The 21,056-nt window shown below is 37.1% G+C and carries 13 protein-coding genes; 1 reads left to right on the top strand and 12 read right to left on the bottom strand.

Translation table 11 applies throughout. The features are described from left to right. Positions 1-50: 50 nt before the first annotated feature. The 11 genes from B154_RS0118335 to B154_RS0118275 form a co-directional block, all read right to left on the bottom strand. Complete coding sequence (locus B154_RS0118335; RefSeq protein ID WP_018615784.1) at positions 51-1,493, bottom strand: TolC family protein; 1,443 nt, start codon at positions 1,491-1,493, stop codon at positions 51-53. A 37-nt stretch (positions 1,494-1,530) separates the two neighbouring features. Beyond that, entirely contained in the window at positions 1,531-2,193 is a 663-nt protein-coding gene (locus B154_RS0118330) for an ABC transporter ATP-binding protein (RefSeq protein ID WP_018615783.1), read from the bottom strand. A gap of 455 nt (positions 2,194-2,648) precedes the next feature. After that, on the bottom strand, positions 2,649-5,114 hold the full coding sequence (locus B154_RS0118320) for an ABC transporter permease (protein WP_018615778.1): 2,466 nt from the start codon (positions 5,112-5,114) through the stop codon (positions 2,649-2,651). A gap of 182 nt (positions 5,115-5,296) precedes the next feature. Continuing rightward, positions 5,297-7,714 (bottom strand): ABC transporter permease, encoded by a 2,418-nt coding sequence (locus B154_RS0118315; RefSeq protein WP_018615776.1) that lies wholly within the window; start codon positions 7,712-7,714, stop codon positions 5,297-5,299. 179 nt (positions 7,715-7,893) lie between these two features. Continuing rightward, on the bottom strand, positions 7,894-10,302 hold the full coding sequence (locus B154_RS0118310; protein ID WP_018615774.1) for an ABC transporter permease: 2,409 nt from the start codon (positions 10,300-10,302) through the stop codon (positions 7,894-7,896). Positions 10,303-10,827: 525 nt separating this feature from the next. Then, positions 10,828-11,865: a DUF4097 family beta strand repeat-containing protein gene (locus B154_RS0118300; RefSeq protein ID WP_018615771.1), complete on the bottom strand. Its 1,038-nt coding sequence runs from the start codon at positions 11,863-11,865 to the stop codon at positions 10,828-10,830. 542 nt (positions 11,866-12,407) lie between these two features. Further along, a complete protein-coding gene (locus B154_RS32530; RefSeq protein WP_018615770.1) occupies positions 12,408-12,566 on the bottom strand; it encodes a lmo0937 family membrane protein in 159 nt (52 codons plus the stop codon). A 258-nt stretch (positions 12,567-12,824) separates the two neighbouring features. Beyond that, on the bottom strand, positions 12,825-15,449 hold the full coding sequence (locus B154_RS0118290; RefSeq protein WP_018615769.1) for an outer membrane beta-barrel protein: 2,625 nt from the start codon (positions 15,447-15,449) through the stop codon (positions 12,825-12,827). A gap of 364 nt (positions 15,450-15,813) precedes the next feature. Next, complete coding sequence (locus B154_RS0118285) at positions 15,814-16,461, bottom strand: YceI family protein (RefSeq protein WP_018615768.1); 648 nt, start codon at positions 16,459-16,461, stop codon at positions 15,814-15,816. Between the two features lie 129 nt (positions 16,462-16,590). After that, the gene (locus B154_RS0118280; RefSeq protein WP_018615767.1) at positions 16,591-17,307 is read right to left on the bottom strand and encodes a LytR/AlgR family response regulator transcription factor; all 717 of its coding nucleotides are present in this window, start codon (positions 17,305-17,307) and stop codon (positions 16,591-16,593) included. Beyond that, complete coding sequence (locus tag B154_RS0118275) at positions 17,307-18,344, bottom strand: sensor histidine kinase (protein WP_018615766.1); 1,038 nt, start codon at positions 18,342-18,344, stop codon at positions 17,307-17,309. The genes B154_RS0118280 and B154_RS0118275 overlap by 1 nt, the downstream gene beginning before the upstream one ends. Positions 18,345-18,580: 236 nt before the next feature. Between B154_RS0118275 and B154_RS0118270 the strand changes: the two genes are divergently transcribed. Continuing rightward, positions 18,581-18,967, top strand: a complete 387-nt coding sequence (locus B154_RS0118270) for a YkvA family protein (protein ID WP_018615765.1) — start codon at positions 18,581-18,583, stop codon at positions 18,965-18,967. Positions 18,968-19,094: 127 nt separating this feature from the next. Here B154_RS0118270 and B154_RS29005 read toward each other — a convergent pair. Beyond that, the coding region (locus B154_RS29005) for an MBG domain-containing protein (RefSeq protein WP_018615763.1) at positions 19,095-21,056 on the bottom strand (1,962 nt) is incomplete at its 5' end.

The following is a 21,056-nucleotide window of genomic DNA, read 5'->3' as shown; positions in this document are numbered from 1 at the left end:
AAGCCATACAAATTTTTAAGTTGTATGGCTTTTTTCAATAAAATTGTCTCTTACTGCAACGATAAATTATTCTGATAATAATCTAAGATCTTCAGGCGAAATAAATAATCATATTTTGTTGAAATTAGATTTGCACGTGACCTGTCGACATTATTTTTTGCGATTAAATAATCTACTTGTGTTATTGCGCCTGCATTGAATCTTACCTCTGCTGTTCTGAATGATTCTGTAAAATCACTAACCTGTTGCTGCAAGGTTTTATACTTTTCCAACGACGCGGTCATATTAAAATAAGCTTGCTCTATATTTTGGTTCAATTGTGTTTTTACGGTTTGCTCAGTTACTTCAGCATTTCTTAAATCTATCTTAGCCAATGCTACCCGGTTTCTTGCCCTGAAGCTATTTAATATTGGTATTTGTATGCTAAGAAAAACGGCTGTATTGTAGTTATTCTTAAACTGGTCACCATAGCTGATTTTCTGGCTTAAAAAATTTGTTCTTGTAGTCATTACCGGCACCTTTGAACCAGATAAATATACATAATCACCAGATGAGGTTTCAACTGACGTCGTCGGAATGTCTTTAGTTGCAGCATTTGAATAATTGGTATTAAAACTTCCGCTTAAATTTATTGTAGGATAATGTAAACCTCTCGCAACCTGTACGCCTTTTACTGCGCTTTGTCTTCTCAGTTCTGCGGCTTTTACAATTGCAAGCTGTTTTACAGATATGTCATATAATGTTTCAGGTTTATCATTGTATTGCAGGGTAAGCGTATCAGCAGTTATTTTATCAACGGTCAAATTTTGATTGTATGGAACATTCATAAGTTGAGACAATGTAAGCTTAGCAGAATTCAAAGCGTTTTGATTGGTAACAATGGCTAATTCATCATTTGCCAACTGACCTTTCAAATCGTACAATTGTGCAGGAGGAATAGCGCCTGATTGGTTCATAATATTTAAACGTTCTACCTGCTGGCGGGTTACCTCTGCCTGGTTTTTTGATTGCATCAATTGTTCCTCGTTATTCAGTATTTGCAGGTAGGCGAGTATTACGTTTAGTGTCACATTGTCTTTTGTTTGTTGCAAGTCCATTTTATTTGCCTCGTAAGTAAGGGCATTTTGCTTAATAAGATTTTTTAGTTGAAATCCATTAAACAGGGTTACAGACGAACTAAGGCTATAGTTTCCATAGGTTATTTGCTGATTAATATAACTATTTGTAAATGGGTCTATACTACGCCCCTGGTTCATACCATGATTTAAATTTGTAAATAAATCCGGAAAAAGATTTGATTTTGCCTGGTTAAGATTGACAGAACCAGCCTGCATCTGAAGGTCACTTTGCTGTACCTGCAAATTATTCATAATCGCAGCCTCAACGCACTGCTTCAAAGTAAGCTTGTTTACGTTGCCGGGTTGAGAAAACACGATGAGTTGTTGTCCCGTAAACAACAGGCATAAAATTCCTGTTATAATTCTTTCTTTCATTTTTTTAATTCTTTAAAAATTGCTATAAGTCTACTCATTACATTTCTATCCTTCCATCCAGCAGGTTAATTATCTTTCTGCCATATTCTGCATTTTTTTCTGAATGCGTTACCTGTATTATTGTCACTCCATCTTTATTCAGTTCTGTAAAAAGTTTCATTATTTCCTCGCCTTGCTTAGAGTTAAGGTTACCTGTTGGCTCATCTGCAAGTATCAGTTTTGGCTTTACAATCAGCGCACGTGCAATGCCCACTAGTTGTTGCTGCCCACCGGATAATTGGGAAGGAAACAAATCTTTTTTTCCAACAATCTGAAAACGGTCTAAGATATCTGCCACCATCGCCTTTCGTTCTGAAGACTTTACATCCTGGTACAGTAGCGGGGTTTCTATATTTTCATACACTGTCAGTTCATCTATTAAATGATACGCCTGAAATACGAAACCTATATTATGTTTATATATTTTAGAACGTTGCTTTTCTTTTAGAGTGTGAACCGCTTCTCCATTAAAATAATACTCACCTTCGCTTGGCTCATCCAGCATGCCTATTACATTTAAAAGAGTAGACTTCCCTGAACCGGAAGGTCCCATTACAGAAATAAATTCTCCTTCGTCTACGGAGAGGTTTATGTCTTTTAAAATAAAAACCGGTTTGCCTCCCTGCATGTGCCATTTCGATATGTGTTTCAGGTCTATCATTGTTTGTTTGTTAGTCTTGGTTTCGGTTCAATTAGTTCCTTGATAAGAAGTACTTTTATTGAACCTGGTATTTGTAATTTTTATTTGAATAAGCTTCATAACTTCTTTCATCATCGTTGTGTCACTCACTTGTACTTCTTAAAGGTCTGTTCAACATTTTTTAAAATTTATTCTCCCTAATCAAATATCTATCGCTCCACTCTTTTTTCTTTTGATTGATAAAATATTAATGACAATATAAGTAAGAATATGCCAAAAAGAATAGAATTGATAATCAGGCATTTAAGGAGAATTTTTGCAAATCTATTGTTCGCTTATGATACAACTTGTGTTCGCTTTTGTTACAGGAAAGCAGGTTGTTCAACATCCTTTTGTGGGCAAGAATCAAGACAAAGCAAAGCATTGCGAATAGAAAATTGCAAACACTTATATGACCAAAGCAGCTTGTATTTAAACTATTCAGTTCTCAAACTCTTTACGGGATTACTTACAGCAGCTCTTATAGCCTGGGAACTTATTGTTATCAATGCAATTAATATTGCAACTGCAGCGGTTATTGCAAATACTGTCCAGCTGATATTTGTACGGTATGCAAAATCCTGCAGCCATTTATTCATCGCATACCACGCTAAAGGTGATGCGACGCAGATTGAAATGGCAACCAACTTTAAAAAGTCTTTTGATAACAGACCTATAATACTCGTAATACTTGCGCCCAACACTTTTCTTACGCCTATCTCTTTGGTACGTTGCTCAGCACTAAATGTAGCAAGGCCAAACAAACCCAAACATGAAATAAGAATAGCAATGATGGTGAAGTAAGTAACTATGGCTGAAAGTTTATTTTCCGCGTCATAATTTTTCTGAAAGTCAAGGTCAAGAAAACTGTACTCAAAAGGTTCGTTGGCGTTTAGTGAATGCCAGGTTGTTTCAATTGATTTTAGTAACCTGCTCATATCACCTTGCCTTGCATGCACAATCAGGTAATTATATCGCGGTTGATTGTTTAAATTAAAGGCATAAGGTGTAATAGGAAGATGTAAATCCTGGTAATGAAAATCCTTTACTACACCGATAATATCGTAACCATACGTCTTGCCCTGCCAGTCGAAAAATACTTTTTTACCAATTGATTGTTGTGGGGAAGCAAAACCTATTTCTTTGATTGCAGTTTCATTTAAAACAACACGAAAACTGGTATCTGCGGGAAATTCCTCAGAAAATAAACGACCGGCAACAGGTTGTATGCCTAAGGTCTGAAGAAAACTCGCATCGATCCAATTGGTGCGGGTTTGTTTTGCATCATTCATTGTTTGTCCTTCCCTGTAAAAAGGATTGTCGCTGGGATTAAAAATACCGGGATAATACAATGACGCGCCAACGTCTTGCACCTGTCGAATTCTGCGTAACTCATTTTTTAACGACGTATAAATACCTTTCGCTGTCTGGCTTCTCAATGGAATTACTATTTGCCTGTCCTTATCAAATCCCAAATCTTTTGACCTCATGTAACGCATCTGCTTGTTAATAACAACCGAAGCCACAATTAATGCGACAGAAATAATAAATTGAAACACAACTAAACCTTTGCGTAATGATATTGCTGCAAGGGAATTTGAAAATCTTCCCTTTAAAACTTTGACAGGTTTAAAAGACGACAAATAAAATGCAGGGTAGCTGCCCGCCACAAGTCCTGTTATACATGTTAATACAAGAAAAATTATCATAATCCACCCTTCGGTCGAAAAAGAAAAGGAAAGATTTTTTCCTGATACATAATCAAATGCTGGCAGCAAAAGCTGGGTAAGTAAAAAAGCAAATACAAATGCTATAAAACTCATGAGCAACGATTCCCCAAGGAACTGACGGATTAAAGAACTTTTCTCGGCACCTAACACTTTTCGTATGCCCACCTCTGCTGAACGTTTTGAAGAACGTGCAGTTGAAAGATTCATAAAGTTGATACAGGCAATCAAAAGCGTAAACAAAGCAATGGAAGCAAGAATATATAAATAAGTTATGCTTCCGCCTGCCGTTACATTTTGTGTTGCGGGAGAATGAAGATGAATATCTTTCAAAGGAGTTAAAAATTGTTTTTTATCGCGTCCCATTGCCTTTAAATCTTTTGCCGCATATTTTTTCATAAAGGCAGGAAATTTTGCTTCCAGTTTTTTAGAGTCGCTTCCTGTTTTAAGAAGAAAATAAGTGAAAAACATGTTGTTGCTGGCAAGGTCGGTACCACGGTCTTTAATATATTGTTCCATGTCGCCTCCCCCCATCGAAACAAAAAATCTTCCGTCAATATGTGATGGTGAATTAATAGGTTTGAAAACACCGGTTACCGTAAAGTCATGGTCGCCATTGGTGCTGCTGCTTATGTGAACAATTTTGTTCAAAGCTGATTGGGTACCAAATATTTTCTTAGCAATCTCATCGGATAATACGAGTGTGTTAGGTCTGGTTAATGCTGTGGCTGCATTTCCTTCTATAAAATTATAAGTGAATAATCTAAAAAATGTAGAATCGGCCAGGTATCCTTTGGTTTCATAAAATGATTTTAGTTCGCCATTATTTTCTTTGTATTGCAACAAAGTTTTGTCTTCTGTAAAAAGGCCTAACATCCTCGTTGTTTCCTGTATTTCAGGAAACTCCTGTTTCATTAATTGCGCCATTGGGGCAGGTGTATTTGCCGACCAGTTTTCAGGCTTTATTTCTTCCCCGGGAGTTATGAAAATAGTGCCTAACTGGTAAAGGTCTTTTACATTTTTATGATACTTGTCATAGCTTAACTCATTGACTATGTACAATGTAATAAGCATGCAACACGTAAGGCCAACCGTAAGACCAAAAATATTGATGAAAGAAAAGACTTTGCTTTTCATGAGGTTGCGCCATGCAATCTTGAAATAATTTCTCAGCATAATTTCATATTATTTTTTAAAATTCTACCAGCTTTCTTTTAGCAAACGTGTAAAGGCTCAATCAGCGCTTTGAGACACACAAAAACAATTACATCGCAAATGGTAAATGTTTTTTGAACTAAGACAAAGAGCCTGAATATTCTTCTACCTAATCCCTAAAAACACTCACAACCAACTTCATGCTATTCAGTTCTCAAACTCTTCACTGGATTTGCTATTGCAGCTTTTATCGCCTGGAAGCTCACTGTTAGCAATGCAATCATCAAAGCCGCTATTCCCGCTATTACAAACACTAACCAGCTTATATTTATTCGGTAAGCAAAGTCCTGCAGCCACTTAGACATTACCCAGTATGATAGAGGAAACGCCACCACGCATGATATCAGCACTAATTTTATAAAGTCTCGTGACAGCATATTGGTTACTTGCGTCACACTTGCACCAAGCACTTTGCGAATGCCAATCTCTTTGGTACGTTGCTCGGCAGTATAGGTTGCAAGGCCGAAAAGTCCAAGACACGCTACCAGTATGGTTAAGACCGCGAAGATGTTGAGAATGCGGCCGGTTCTTTCTTCCGCAGAATAAGTCTTGTTATATAACTCATCCATGAAAGTATATGTAAAAGGTTCTTCGGTTCGAAACTGTTCCCATTGCTTCTTAATAGATGATAAAAGCCCTGAGATATCTGCAGTTTTCACCTTTACAATTAAACCCCATTCAGGCTTTAATACCATCAACAAAGGAGTTATAGGCTCATGAAGAGACTTGAAGTTAAAATCTTTCACAACGCCAATTACAGTATAAGCGAAATCTCTTCCTCTTTCACTATTTTGCCTTACAATTCTTTGCGCCACTGCATTGTTTCCCCAGCCAAAGGCCCTGGCCGCCGTTTCGTTAATAACCATAGCTGAAGAGTCCGTTACAAATTCTTTCGAAAAATTTCTTCCTGCCGCCATTTGCATTCCGAGTGTAGGTATATATTGCTCATCTACATGATACTCCAGCGTTTTCATCATCTGGTTATCCTTACCTTCCGGATAAGCTAATGCATTGTTGTTGTTACCTGGCCCGGCAGGCTTGTAGGCAGAAATCGTTGCATTTACAACACGTGGGTCTTTTAATAGCTGCTCTTTAAAAATCTGTTCATTTTTGCCCAAAGCATAAGAGTTGGGCAGCACAAGCAACTGCTCTTTGTCGTAACCTAATTTTTTATTTTGAATAAATTTCATTTGTTGGTAAACCACTATTGTGCTTACAATCAGGCTGACTGAAATGAAGAATTGAAAGACGACCAGGCTGCTCCGTAAACCAAAGGTTTTGTTGCCACTGCTAAACTTACCTTTTAATACAGCAATCGGTTTAAATGAAGACAGATAAAAGGCCGGGTAAATGCCCGCTACGATGCCAACGAGTATACCGAGTAACACAAAGGCTGCCAATGGCTCAATTTCATGTCCGATAGTTAGATTTTTTCCGGATAAATTATTAAACAACGGTAAGGCAAATCGAACTATAAAAAATGACGCGAGTAATGCAAACAAGGTTAAGAGAACAGATTCCAGTAAAAATTGTTTTATCAAATCAAATTTACCAGAACCAATTACTTTTCTAACGCCTACTTCCTTTGCCCGTTTTGAAGCGCTTGCGGTAGACAGGTTAATGAAATTGATACAGGCTATTGCTAACATAAAAATGGCAATAGCACCAAAAATGTAGACATATTTCACGTCACCACCGGCTTCTAATTCAGAACTTGAATCTCCATGAAGGTGAATGTCAGTTAGCGGTTGTAAAGCAAATCCAAGTTCGTTGCCCTTGGTCCTGAACTGAGATAAACTCATCCCCATTTCTTTTAGTATCTGCGGCCCCATATACTTTTCTACCATAGCTGGCAATTTTGCTTCTAATTTTTTATAATCATAGCCATCTTTCAGTACTACATAAGTGAAAAAATTAGAAGCCAGCCAGGTAGCTGCTTTTGCTTCAGGCAAACTTTCCATCGAGCCAAACATATCGAAATGAAAATGCGAATTAGCAGGTATTTTGTCAATCACACCTGTTACTTTGTATATAGCATTATCGAAGCTGTTAAAAGTCAATAGCTTGCCAATTGCATCCTCATTTCCAAAATATTTAGCTGCCATTTCTCTGGTAATGACGACAGTATTAGGCTGCAGCAATGCTGTCTTAGCGTCGCCTTTTATAAATGGAAGAGTGAACACATTGAAGAAGTTGGCATCAACAAAAGCAAAAGTTCCTTCCTTGAAGGTTTTATCGGCGTAAGTTACTTTTGGTGAAAAACTGGTTCGTATTCTCGTTGCATCTTCTACCTCAGCGTAGTCACTCTTCAATGCCTGTGCGACAGGAGGCATTACGTTAGATTCATTTATCTTTCCACCGTTGATGCTTGCTTTAAAAATCACTCGTACAATCCTGTCCGCCTTTTCGTTAAACCTGTCGTAACTGAGTTCATCCTGCACAAAGAGCATGATTATAAAACAAACCGAAATGCCTATGGCAAGTCCAAATATATTAATGGCAGAGAAAGTCTTATTTCGCCATAGATTTCGGATAGCTATTTTGATGTAATTTTTAAACACAGTATTTATTTTTTTTAGCCAACATTTCTTCTTTATTCAGGTTTGGTTGTGTCACTCACTTGTACTTCATGCACCCTAGCAACTTTTTGCTTTAGCACCAACACTGAAGCCTAAAGAGGGCCCGAATAATCAACTACATTTCCCATTAATTCTTAAAATCCTATAAATCCCGGTTCAGACTACTCACTTCGCAAACTCTTAACAGGGTTAGCAACTGCTGCTTTAATTGCCTGGAAACTCACAGTTAATAATGCAATCAGTAATGAAGCTGTTCCTGCTATAATAAATATCCATAGGCTCATGTCAATGCGGTAAGCAAAGTCCTGCAGCCATTGGCGCATAAAGTACCATGCAACAGGTGTAGCTATTACAAATGCAATTGATATAAGAATGATAAATTCCTTTGAAAAAAGATAAATAACATTTTGAACTGTTGCCCCCAGTACTTTTCTTATACCTACTTCTTTTATCCTTTGTACTGCCATAAAAGAAGCCAAACCATATAAACCAAGGCAGCTTAAGAAAATAGAAATGGCTGCAAAAATTTTGTATAGCTGCGATAGCTGTCTTTGTTGCTGGTAAAGATTTGCAATGCTCTGGTCTAAAAACTGGTATTCAAAAACATAATCAGGATAAGTGTTTGTCCAAAGATTTTCTATAAAAGAGATTGTTTGCTGTATATCGCGTTGCTGCACTTTAATATTAATGGTGCGATAAGTACGCTTGTAATTACCCATGATAATAGGGTCTATAGGTTGTTGAAGCGACTGTGTATGAAAATCTTTTAAAACTCCAACGATAGGTGCTTTTACCCCACCATCCCACAAGTCAATTTCCTTATTGATAGCTTCTTCAGGATTTGTTATGCCTAGCCTTTTTAACAGTTCTTCATTTACAATCAGTTCCCGCGAGGTATCGCCTTTTGTGTAGTTCCTGCCTGCAACAAGGGCAAGCTTGTAGGTATTGATATAATCGGCGTCTGCCCATTTAAGGTTAGCGCCAAAATCACTGTTTTTGGCAGAATGATTAAACTTAAAATCGGAAAACCAGTTCCCCTGGTTTGTAGGAGGCGTAAAACTAAAACTTACATTTTTTATTTCCGGACGCTTTACTAATTCATCTTTTAAAAAGTCTATTTTACTTCTTCCAACGCTGTCTGTTGGTATAGGTACTGTCAGTATTGCCTCTTTGTCAAATCCTAAAGAAGCATTCTGAAAGTAATTCATCTGTTTTACAACTATCAATGTACCAATTATCAATCCCTGGGCTATTATAAATTGTGCAACTACAAGCCCTCTTCTCAGTGAAATTCCTTTTGTGCTTTTTGCAATGAATTTGCTTTTTAAAGCTGTTACGGGGTTAAACCTAGACAATACTAATGATGGATAAAAGCCTGAAAGCAGTGTGACACTTATGGTAATAGCAATAAGGAAAAGTACAATTGCGGGATTATCTGCAATATTAAAAGATAAAGAAAGATTTAAAAGCGTTTTAATATAAGGCAGGGCAACAATTACAATTAAAACAGCAATAATGACAGCACCAATAGTAATAATAGCAGTTTCACTTAAAAACTGAAAACTAAGTTGTTTTCTGTTGCTTCCAAGCACTTTGCGTATACTTACTTCTTTTGCACGGTTAACAGATTGCGCAGTAGACAGGTTGATAAAATTTACACATGCTATAAGAAGTATAAACAATGCAATAAGCTTAAGTGTTCGTATAAGTTCTTTCGAAATTGTTTTTCTTGAATAGTTGCCAGAATCTGCATCATAATGCACTTCTTTAACTGATTGTAAAAGTTGTGCTGTATTCACTGCTCTTTCCGCAGGCCTGTACTTAGTAACAAAGGCAGGAAAAAGTTTATTGAAACTCTCAAAAGATAAATTTTCAGGAAGTAAAACATAACAACCATGGTCACTATTTACCGATACCCAGTCGGTTGATGTATAGTTTTCAAAGTTTTTATAAGAAATAACTGTTTTTAACTGAAAATCTGTATTTGCAGGTACATTGTCTATGATACCTGTAACCTTTAAAAGGTCTTTATTATCTTTTCTTATGGTTTTTCCAATCGCATTTTTCCATGAGCCAAAGTATCTTTCAGCTGTTTCTTTTGTAAGTGAAACAGTATTTGGTTCATCTAATGATTTTGGATTTCCAGCCAACCATGGAAAATCAAAGATGTCAAAGAATGCCGGTTCTGTATAAAATACTCCCTGTTCTTCTTTAAATTTTTTTACAGCGCGACCACTGTTATCATCCATTACGGCAAATAATGAGTTTCCATCACTATTAATAGCCGTCACTTTTTCAAGCTGCGGAAAATCATTTCTTAGAGTACGAGGTAATGGAAAGGGAACACCGGCACTATGATTTGTTCCTGAAGCGTCTTTTAATTCAGTTATCACCCTATATATTCTATCTTTTTTTGAATGAAAATTATCAAAACTGGTTTCAAACTGAATTACAAGAAAAATCATTAAGCAAACAGCAATACCAACACCAAGGCCCAAAACATTTATTGCGGTATAACTTTTATTTCTTGATAGGTTACGGATTGCCGTTTTAAAATAGTTTTTAAACATATTGTCAATTTATACTTTTGTATTTTTTCTTATTAAACTTTCTAAATGATAATTCAGATAATCCCATCATTCTTACGCATCCTGCTATTTACAAAACCTTTCATTCGTGCTTAAACGAGCGTTACCGTTTCCACATTTGAAAAATCATTTCCTAAACCACGAGCGTTAAGCAAAACTGAATAGATGCCGGGAACTTTGCTTCTTCAAAATCGCTTGCTAAATTATTTCAAGAAGGTGGCCAAAATTATAAGTAATTGAATTACAATGGAGTAGGAGAGAGGATGAATGGAAGATATGTACGTTTTTGATACACTTTTTGTTCGCTTTTGTAACAGGGTGGGAGAGGCGTTTACTGCGGTACGGAACAAAAATGGAACAGCAAAGAAGCGCAAGGATCCTACAGGATATCACGAAACTTTTCGCTTCGCGAATTCCTGGTTTTCCCATCGTTCTTTGCTGTTATAAAAATTTAAAACTAAAAGCCAGTTTTTGTTCTGATTGTTTTTCTCTAACGAATCCCGCAGCTTATTGCACCATTAATCTTACTTTTCCGCTTCCTGCTCTTACAGTTACGGGCACTCCGCCGCCATTTAATTTGCCTTCTACCTCGTTATTATCCATGCTTCCGTTGAAATTTGCCAGGGCAGGAGTAGAGACTTTATTACCTGATAATCTAAGGTCGATTCCTTTTCCGCCAGGAATTGTCAAATCTACGTTTCCGCCTGAATTGCTAATCTTTATGTATTTTCCAATGCTCTTCATAGATATATCTATGCTACCACTGCTTGTTGATGCTTCAAGGCTGCATGTGAGGTTGTTTAAATGTACACTTCCGCCTGAAGTGCTGGCAGAAAGCTCGCCTTCAATATCATTTCCATTAATACTTCCTCCACTTGTACTTGCTTCGATGTTTCCTTTTAAGGCAGTTAAATCAAGCGAGCCGCCAGAAGTAGACAAACGGAGATTGCCATCACAGTTTTCAGCGTGAATGCTGCCGCCGCTGGTAGAAAGACTTATGTCATCTTTTGAGTTTGTTACATCAATGCTGCCTCCTGAGGTTCTTCCCTTTACATTGCCACTAAGGTTATCAACATGCAGACTACCTCCGCTGGTAGAGAAGTCCTGGTTGCCGGAAAGATTTGTAAGGCTGATGCTGCCACCGCTGGTAGCAATATCTGAATTAACATTTTTGGGTGTAAATACTTTGAAAGAAATACTGAGCCCTTTCTTCCAGTTCATGCTCCGCTCTTTTGGTTTTGCAATGGCGGTTAATGTATTATTGCTGAGTGAAATGTTCAAATCATAATTTTCTTCCAATCTTCTTTTAATATCCTCTTTCGACAAATTATCAGAATTTTTGTTTCCATTTACATATACTTCCACTCTTGCCTCAGATGCATCAACTCCTGCAACCGAAATGCTTCCTCCGGATGTTTTTACATCCACATCTTTTATTGATGTATTTGCAAAAGATTTGCTCAGGTAAGGTTCTTTTGTTTCTTTTTGAGCATTTACAGAGATAGTAATTCCTGCAAGAATTAGGTGAAGAAAAAGTTTTTTCATTGTTTTTTATTTTTTAAGGTTAGAGCTTTTTTAAAAAAAGAATGGATTTTTATAAGATACAAATCCTTCGCTCTTCAAAGATTGCGAAGAAAAATCTTAATATAATTCCTGGTTTTTGGTAATACGTATGAAGTAATCTTTTGTTACAGGTAAATTAAGTCCGGCTAATAAATGCAGATGATGCTGGAAAACTTTACGTACAGAGTTACTATAAGCAATAACGTGAGATAACTTAATATAGTTGCGCAAGAGAAATAATAGCCGAAATCCGCAAAATATGGGAAGAAGCACGAACAGCATTGTTAGCACCAGAAAACAATCGGAAAAGACCAGTATTTACTTAAAATAATACGTTATGGCTTCCTATAATTGAAAAGAGGATTGCTCATAGAACAATCCTCTTTTTTGTAATTATTATTCACCTCAGTATTCAATATTCTTCTTCATAATATTTTCTTTATTTATTTTTTATTAAGAACGCAAATAAAAATATAGAAGAAATATTATTTATTAAACCTCAAATAATTTTATCTTATCCCGGACTAAACGCCAGTTCTGCCTCCCCTGATGACCTGCAAAATGATAGCAATGACAGCAATTACTAACAGAATATGGATTATTCCTCCAGCATGAAAAGCAAAAAATCCCAACAGCCATCCAATAATTAATATCACCGCGATGATATACAAAAGATTGCCCATAAAATAAAATTTAAAGTTTAAAAAAATATTAACAAACTAGTTAATCAAATAATCATACCAAGATAGGAAAATTACCACGGAATTGTTAGTAAAAGTGCGACGATCTTTTACATTGTTCTACTGTTCTCGATAAATTAGGTCATTGGCCTTTTTTGCAAGAAAATGAGAATTTATTTACTCAGTATTAAAAAGGCCTGAAGCAATTTGCTTCAGGCTTTTCCTGCATTTTAAAAATAAATACGTTTGATTATCACCTGTTTACATCTGGGTCGCCTGCATTCCTTCTCCTGCATTCTTCATGTTCTTGCGCTTGAAAATAGACATATCCATTTGTCCGAAACGATAAGTAAAGTTTAATTTGATCATTTGCGGATCACGAAGCCTCGAGTAGTCCTGGATGAATAAATCACTTTCAGAATGTTGGAATTGTTTCCTCGATCTGAAAATATCGCTGAAACTTAAAGAAATTGAAGCGGCATTATTTTTCAGGAAGGTTTTTCTAATTGCTGCATCAACAGCGTAGAAAGCCTTGATGTATCCTTGTGATGCAGATTGCGCTTGTTGTGGTGGGCCAAACTGCTGCTGGTTGTTATTTACAGGCAAATTGGTTTTAGACTGATAGTTTCCTGATAATTGTATCGTGAAGCTTTTAGGAAGTTTAAAGTTGTTGTTGATTTTTCCAAACCAGCTTAACATTGCATCCTGCGAATTTTTGGTTACATTGTCAGTATTGATCTTTGAGTTATAGATGTTGACATTGGTTGTTACATCATACCATTTTGTCAGGTAGTTTACCGATGTCAATTCTGCTCCGTAAGCATAACTAGAGTTTGCATTTACATACGTTTTAATATAGCCATTTGTGATAGGATCAATTTCACCGGTAAAAAATGGAGTTATCAAGTTTTCTGTTCTTTTATAATATAAGGAAGCAAGCAAATTATTGTTTTTTGCAAATGTTTTGCTGTAAGAAGCTTCTATCGAATTGGTGAATTCCGGAACGAGATTAGGGTTACCAACGGTCACATTCAGTTTATCAGAACGATCGGTATAAGGTATTTGGTTAAAAAAGTTTGGCCTGTTGATACGACGAGTGTAGCTCAATTGAAGTTCCTGCTTATTATTCAACTTCTGACTAAAGAATATCGAAGGAAATAAAGATATAGGATACTTGTTTTTGAACTTGTCACCGGTATTTAATAGTTCTGCATTATAATTTGAGCTTTCTGCCCGCAGTCCTAATTTGTAACCAAAATTCTTAATGGTACTTGTTATTGACGCATACGCCGCATAAACCATGTCTTTGTTTGTATAATTACTTGCAGCATTAGGAAGCTTAGTATATAGTCCTCCGTTTTCCTGGATGAAGTTATCGTTGTTGAACTCTGTTTTACGTATTTGCGCTCTTAAACCTGTCTCCAGTTTTGTTTTGCTTGTTATAGGATTGGTATAATCGGTTTGAACAGTAAGAAAGGTATTGTTGCCACTATTTAAAACCTTCTGATTTTCTGTTGCGTATTTAATTTTCGCGCTATTCATTGAGTCTGTGGCATAAAATGCATCGCCGCTGTTTTTACCCGAGAAATAATTGGCGTCAGCTGTCCATTCTTCACCTTGTTTTTCAAAAAGGTGTTTTACGCCGAACTGTAAACCGTTTGCATTGAATTCTCTTGATGTAGCAGCGTTACGGGTAGCAAAATTTCTGACGGTACCACCGGTAAGCATACTGTCTGTATAAGCATTTATGACATCACCGGGTGAAAACTTTCCATGCACTTTGATGCCGGTTAGCGAAAAAGTGGTTTTGTTGGTAGCAAAATAATCAACACCTGCGCTTCCAAACATAAAAGCGCCATTTGTTTTGCTGCTGTTGTCCTGGTGAGTAAAGACAGAAGGAGAATTTCCTAATCTTGTCAAGTCTGTATACCCGTTGGCAATCCCTTTATTTTGATTTGCCATACCATTGATTGACACATTAAACTTTCCCTGGCGAATGCTAAAATTTGCTCCACCGTTTACTGCGCCTCTTTTATCGACACCTGCCATCAGGTTACCATTGTAGCCTGTTTTCCTGTTCTTTTTCAATACAATATTTAGTATGCCCGCGTTACCACCAGATGCGTCATATTTGGCTGAAGGATTCGTAATCACCTCGACATTTTCAATAGCATCGGCAGGAATTTGATCGAGCGAAAGAGTGGTAGGCCGTCCATCTATATATAGTTGAGGCGCACTGTTTCTAAGTTTTACGTTACCATCAATATCCACTTGCACTGATGGTACATTTTTCATAACGTCCAGCGCAGTTCCTCCTGAGCTAACTATATTCTTATCTACATTAAATACTTTTTTGTCTATATCTAATTTCAAAGCTGAGTTAGTGGTTGTAACTGTTACGTCCTGTAGTTTCTTTATATCTCCTGACATTTTAATTTTGCCGAGGTCTTTGTCAAACATTGCAGACATGGCAGATACATCAGGTGCCTGTCCCTGTCCTGGCGGAGGTGTTGCAGCCTTCATACCTTTTCCCATACCTGGCATAAAGGACACAGCCTCTTCAAAAGGTTTGAAACCGGTAGCAGAAACTTTTAATTTAAGCTGGCCGAAAACAGGAAGTTGATCAAAATCAAACTCTCCGTTTGACTTGGTAGAAATACCTTTTAATAAAACTTCCTTACTTTTTTTGGTAGCCGAATCAAACTTACTGTGCAGTAAGATTACAGAGGCATCGCTCACAGGCTTTCCTGCACTATCTACAAGTTTGCCATAAATGTGACCAATAGATGGCACTTTTTGATTACCTGCCATTCCTCCACCGGGCATTTGTGCTGATATATTTAAACATATCAAAATGAGCCCGAAAACAAATAAAACTTTTTTCATAAACATAATGTTTGCTTTTAGAAGCGAATACAAATGTACGCTGCTAATTTTTTTTGATTGAGTAATTGAGACAAAGCGGAAAAATTGTGCGACAAAATTGTAGATATCTTCCTGGAGGATTTAAAGAAATAAAAATAGAAGTTTTGTTCTAAAAAATTTTTTTATCAGCCTTTTATGCCCTGCCTGTTTTAACCTATAATAGGTACTGCATACAAACGAAATTGTAGGAAGGATATTTCAAATCTTATGAAAAATTAAATGCTTATTATTAAAAAGGTTTTCCGTATTTCATCTATCTTGCTTAAAGGGAAAACGAAAAAAGCCGGCAAATGATACCGGCTTTTACAATAATATAACGAAATGCTTATTCTTTATTCAATTCGACATTTACAACCAAGTCAACGTCTTTGCTTACCACCAGGCCACCAGCTTCTGTAGCTTTGTTCCACTTTAGGTTATAGTCAAACCTGTCAATTGTCGTTTTGGCTTTAAAACCCATTTTTGTTTTTCCCATTGCATTTGCAGTTCCTCCATAGGTTACGTCAAACACCACAGGTTTAGTGACATCCTTTATAGTAAGGTTGCCGGCCAGTTTGTATTTGTTTCCACCGGCGGGAGTAAATGATGATCCTACAAATTTCATTTGGGGATATTTATCAGCGGCAAAAAAGTTTTCACCCTTCAGATCCTTGTCACGCATTTCATTGTCTGTATCCACAGAGTTAACATCTACGGTAAAATTTATTTTGGCATCAGAAAAGTCAGGTTTTGATGTTTCCATAGAACCATCAAACATTTTAAATCTGCCTTCTACTTCAGATACTACAAGGTGTGTAACTGTAAACTTTACACTTGAGTGCGCTTTATCGGCAGTCCATTTTGCAGGCACGTCTCTGGCAGCTTTTTCTTTTTTTTCTGCAGTCGTTTCTGATGTATGCTTCGCGGGAGTGAACGCTGATGTAGAAATAGCTACAACAGCAATTGCAAAAGAAGATAAAAAAACTTTTTTCATTAAATTGTAATTTTAAAGGTTAAGTGGTTTCAAATATAAATTGACACGTTGAAGTTGAATGTGGTAATATACTAAAGCGGCATATTCTGCGACCAAATGGGAAAAACTTTCATCTAACTCCGTTTTTTATCAGGAATTCAGGTTGCTTTGAACCAGGGCAAGTACCTGGTCTTTATAGTTATCCCCAATAGGGAGTTCAATTGATCCTACGAAAACGCTGTTCTTTCTTACCGATGTTATGTGCTGTATGGATACAATGTAAGATTTCTGAATACGGATGAACATGGATGCCGGCAACTGTTCTTCAATGCTTTTCATACTTAGCCTGGCTACAATTGGTTTAGCATTTCCTTTAAGATGTATTCTTAAATAATCCTTTAAGCCTTCTACCCAAATGATATCAGCAAAATCAACTTTCACATGACTATAGTCAGCATTTATAAAAAAGTAGGCAGGTTCAGCTTCTTTAGATACTTCAATTGGTTTATTCTTTAATTTATGTAATTCCCACGCTTTGTTACAGGCTTTTATAAACCTTTCAAGGGAAACTGGTTTTAGTAAATAATCCACTACATCAAGGTCAAAGCCATCCAATGCATATTTTTCATATGCAGTTATCATGATAAACATCGGTTTGGGATTAAGGCTTTTTATAAACTGCAAACCGGTTAGCCCCGGCATTTGTATGTCTAAAAAAACAAGATCTATTTTTTGTTCCTGTATCGTACTTATTGCCTCGAGCGGATTATTAAAACTACCCACCAACTCTAAATAAGGAACTTTACTGATATTGTCTTCCAGTAATTCTAAAGCTAATTCTTCGTCATCTATGGCCACGCATCGCATTATATCAGATTTAATTTAAGTGAAACGATAAAAAAGCCATCGTTCTTTTTTATGTCAAGTGTATGAGTGTTTTTGTACAACAAATTTAATCTTCTGTGTACATTGTTTAGTCCAATTCCGCTAGTTTTATCTTTTATCTCTGTTGACTCCTCAGCATAACGATTCGCTACAGAAAAATGTAACAGTCCATTTGTGGCCCTCAGGCAAATGCGAATTTCTGCGTCATGCACTAAGCCTGTTCCATGCTTGAATGCATTTTCCACAAAAGGTATCAGCAGCATAGGTTCAATATAGTAAGGCTTATCAATAGTTTCTATAGTAGTGGTAACAGTTATGCTTTTACCAAAACGTTGCTTCTGTAAATCAATGTAGCTTTGGAGATATTCAAGTTCTTTCTCGAGTGAAACTTTTTCCTCATCATTCTCATACAACATGTATCGCATAATCGAGGAAAGCTTGATAAGCGATGGTTCTACCAGGTCAGATTTTTTTCTTGCCAATGCCACCATCCCGTTTAGTACATTAAACATAAAATGAGGGCTTATTTGCGACCGTAAAAAAGCTAGTTCTGTTTTTAAATGTTCTGTTTCCTTTTGGCTTGCCAGCCTTTCTGTTTCTGCCCGGTCCAAAAACATTTTGTAAGCAGTGCTGCAAGCCAGAATAAATAAGAAAGGGAATGTATTGAACAAAATAAAACCACGTAAATGGAAGTGCGTTAGAGAGTCTGTCAATACGAAATAACCTAATTCCAATACAAGGCAGCCTGCCAGTAAAGCAATAAGGGATAAAATGTATTTTCCGTAATCTCTCTTATAAAAAAGACGGGGAAATAGAATGTAGGCATTGATATAAAAGAAGGCTGTCCAGAAAAGACACTTTAAAATATAAAAGGCAATTCCGGGTTGATGTTTATCAGTAGTTGCTGCTCTTTTTTCTGAATACATCTGCAATAAAAATGGCAGCGAGAACAATAGTAACCAGAAGGTAATATGAAGAACAATAAACACCCACCTGCTTAACTTAAAAGGCAATTTCATTATAAGCAAAATAAGCTATAAAGTAAATGTGTTTAATAAAGAATGCGACAAAATACCCCGTTATGTCTACAAAAATGAAAAAAAGTTATTGATCTCTTTGATTGTCCATTACTTTTCTCCATTAATCTCAAAACTTTTGTTCTAATACCGACGGCTTTGTTATTGCAACAAAACACCGTTTATATACAAGAAGGGTTTTATTATTCTAAATATACTATTGATTAAAAAGAACATTTGTGCAACTGCTGACGAAACTAAAACAACGGGCAAGACAGCTGAAGTCAGAATCGCAGGTTTTAATGCTGGCTTATAAGGATAAGCGTACACCTTTTGCTGCAAAAATTCTTATTGGGCTGACCGTTGGTTACCTACTAAGTCCCATTGACTTAATTCCTGATTTCATTCCCGTTCTTGGTTTATTGGATGACCTGATTATTGTTCCCATTTTAATTTCAGCATCGATAAAACTTATACCTGCGATTGTTTTATCAGATGCCAGGCAAAGCTTAAAAGTCAACGCGGGCATTACAAAGAAGAATAACTGGTTTTTTGCAATTCTGATAATTATAGTCTGGCTGTTACTTATATATTTTGCTTACAAACGTTTTGTAATGAAAAAATGAGCGTTAAGAGTTGAAAGCAAAAATTTGCTCTTATTTAAATAATAGTTGAAAAAAGATAGTTGTAAAAAAAGAGGCTGTCTTTTTAGGACAGCCTCTGTAGGGTAGGGTTTAAAAAGGAGCGTTTGTTTTATTTTAGTTTAATCAGTTTAAGAACCTGTTGTTTGCCTCCCTGGGTTACGTTTAGGAAGTAAGAACCACTTGTGAAGTTATCTCCAAACCTGTAAGTCTGGTTAGAAGAACCTTCTGTCAAGTACACTGGTTTGCCTGACACATCAAACACTTTCAGTTGAACCTTTTCGTTTATTCTGCTTTGCAGTTTAACGGTAAAGTATTGAGTGCTTGGGTTAGGATAAGCTTTCAGTTGTAATGGTTCGATCACGACAATTGCTGCGTTAACAATTGGTTCGATAGGTTTAGATGCTTTGTCAGTATGGATTACTATTGAACCTCCGCCGATAGCTGTAGTTGGATTAGCATTATCTGAGGCATCTGTTTGGTTGTCATAAACTACCTTACCTGTTACATTATCCCAGATTTTCATACGTATTCTATCTACTCCATCTCCGCCTGTTACGTCACCGTCCGTTGCAACTAACATAAAGCTGTAGCTACCAGTTCCGTTAATGGTTCCAGAACCTTTATAGGTTGCTTTTGCTCCCCCGATTACCAAAGACATATCTTGGTAAGACGTGCTATTGAATTTAAGGTTACCTGCCTGGAAATTAAATTCTGTTTCTCCAGTTGGTTTTGTAGATCCTTTCGGATACTTTGAGTTTATACCAAAATTAGCCTTTCCTGTCGCTGTCAGGGCAGTTTTACAAGCTCCTGCCGGTGAATTAAACCAACCACCACCTGTTACAAAACCACCTGCTGGATCGTAGATAACTATGTATTGGTAGATATTAGTCACCGTGCTACCGCAGACATCTGTACCTGTGAGCTTAAGACCATATACGCCAGGCACCTTATAGTTATGACTAGATGAAACTGAACCAGTAATTGTTCCTGATATTGGAGTTGAAGTGTTATCATCCCAATTTATAGAAACGTTAGTAAGTGTTAATCCTGTAAACGTTATAGTTGGAGTGATAGTTATGCCTCCACTTGTTGGAAGCTGCTGAGGGGTCGCTGTTACATTAGTTCCGCTCCATGCAAAGCTTTGTGCAGCGGCAGTTAACGTTCCTGTAGCACTTGTTGAGCCAGAGTAGTTAGTCTCTGCTGCAAAACTTGCCTGGGTTAACCCATTTCCACAAGCTTTAACGTTTGGTAAAGTAGCAAGACCGTTAGCATCGGTCGTTGCCGTACCCATACTTGCATTATTTAAGGTGAAAGTTACTGTCTTGCCACTTAACGGTTTGTTATTAGAGCCATCTTTCAATGTAGCTGTCAGTGTCACGTACCCACCTTGTGTGCCACTTGCATTTGCTACAGTTATGCCGGTCGAAGCTTTGTTGATAACAATAGAAGCGGTGCCATTCTTATCATTATAATTTGTTCCACCAGTGAAAGTCCAATTCGCTGTACCGCCTGGCACGTCAGTGAAGCTGCTTCCCAGGTTAAGTAAGCTTGAAAGGTTTGCACCTCCAACGCCTGTTGCTGTACCTGTTGCAGCGTGTGATGCGCCATCATAAGTACCAGTGAAACCGTTTACAGCAATTGTCGCATCCACTTTGGTGATAGTTAAAGTACCAGGAGCATAAGAGATATTATAGTTACCATCAGCCGCACCTGTGGCAGTGATCGGATAACCCGCAGCTTTTACATCACTCGAAGCTGTGGCGGTAGTGCTTATAGTTGGAGGCGTTGCCGGAGCAGCATCACCATATACCAGACCTGTATAATGAACAGTCAATACAGGAAGAGCAGCGCCGTACGGCTTGGTCTTATCATCAGCAGTTACTATTAAACCTTTCTTGGTCACTTCCAATGTACCAGGAGCATAAGTAATGCTGTAGTTGGCAGACGTATAACCACTTGCTGTGATCGGGTAAGTACCTACTGCACTTGCAGCAGTTGCTGTCGTTGTCACAGACAGCGTACCACCAAGGTCTTCTTTAGTATCACCATTTACAAAACCACTGTAAGAAAC

Source organism: Segetibacter koreensis DSM 18137 (genome assembly GCF_000374045.1).
Lineage (GTDB): Bacteria > Bacteroidota > Bacteroidia > Chitinophagales > Chitinophagaceae > Segetibacter > Segetibacter koreensis.
This window is presented reverse-complemented; position numbering and strand designations above follow the sequence as displayed.

Bases quoted from the DNA above. Each gene is read 5' to 3' on its own strand.
- B154_RS0118285 (WP_018615768.1), bottom strand. From the start codon at position 16,461: ATGAAAAAAGTTTTTTTATCTTCTTTTGCAATTGCTGTTGTAGCTATT.
- B154_RS0118335 (WP_018615784.1), bottom strand. From the start codon at position 1,493: ATGAAAGAAAGAATTATAACAGGAATTTTATGCCTGTTGTTTACGGGA.
- B154_RS0118320 (WP_018615778.1), bottom strand. From the start codon at position 5,114: ATGCTGAGAAATTATTTCAAGATTGCATGGCGCAACCTCATGAAAAGC.
- B154_RS32530 (WP_018615770.1), bottom strand. From the start codon at position 12,566: ATGGGCAATCTTTTGTATATCATCGCGGTGATATTAATTATTGGATGG.
- B154_RS0118330 (WP_018615783.1), bottom strand. From the start codon at position 2,193: ATGATAGACCTGAAACACATATCGAAATGGCACATGCAGGGAGGCAAA.
- B154_RS0118280 (WP_018615767.1), bottom strand. From the start codon at position 17,307: ATGCGATGCGTGGCCATAGATGACGAAGAATTAGCTTTAGAATTACTG.
- B154_RS0118275 (WP_018615766.1), bottom strand. From the start codon at position 18,344: ATGAAATTGCCTTTTAAGTTAAGCAGGTGGGTGTTTATTGTTCTTCAT.
- B154_RS0118300 (WP_018615771.1), bottom strand. From the start codon at position 11,865: ATGAAAAAACTTTTTCTTCACCTAATTCTTGCAGGAATTACTATCTCT.
- B154_RS0118290 (WP_018615769.1), bottom strand. From the start codon at position 15,449: ATGAAAAAAGTTTTATTTGTTTTCGGGCTCATTTTGATATGTTTAAAT.
- B154_RS0118310 (WP_018615774.1), bottom strand. From the start codon at position 10,302: ATGTTTAAAAACTATTTTAAAACGGCAATCCGTAACCTATCAAGAAAT.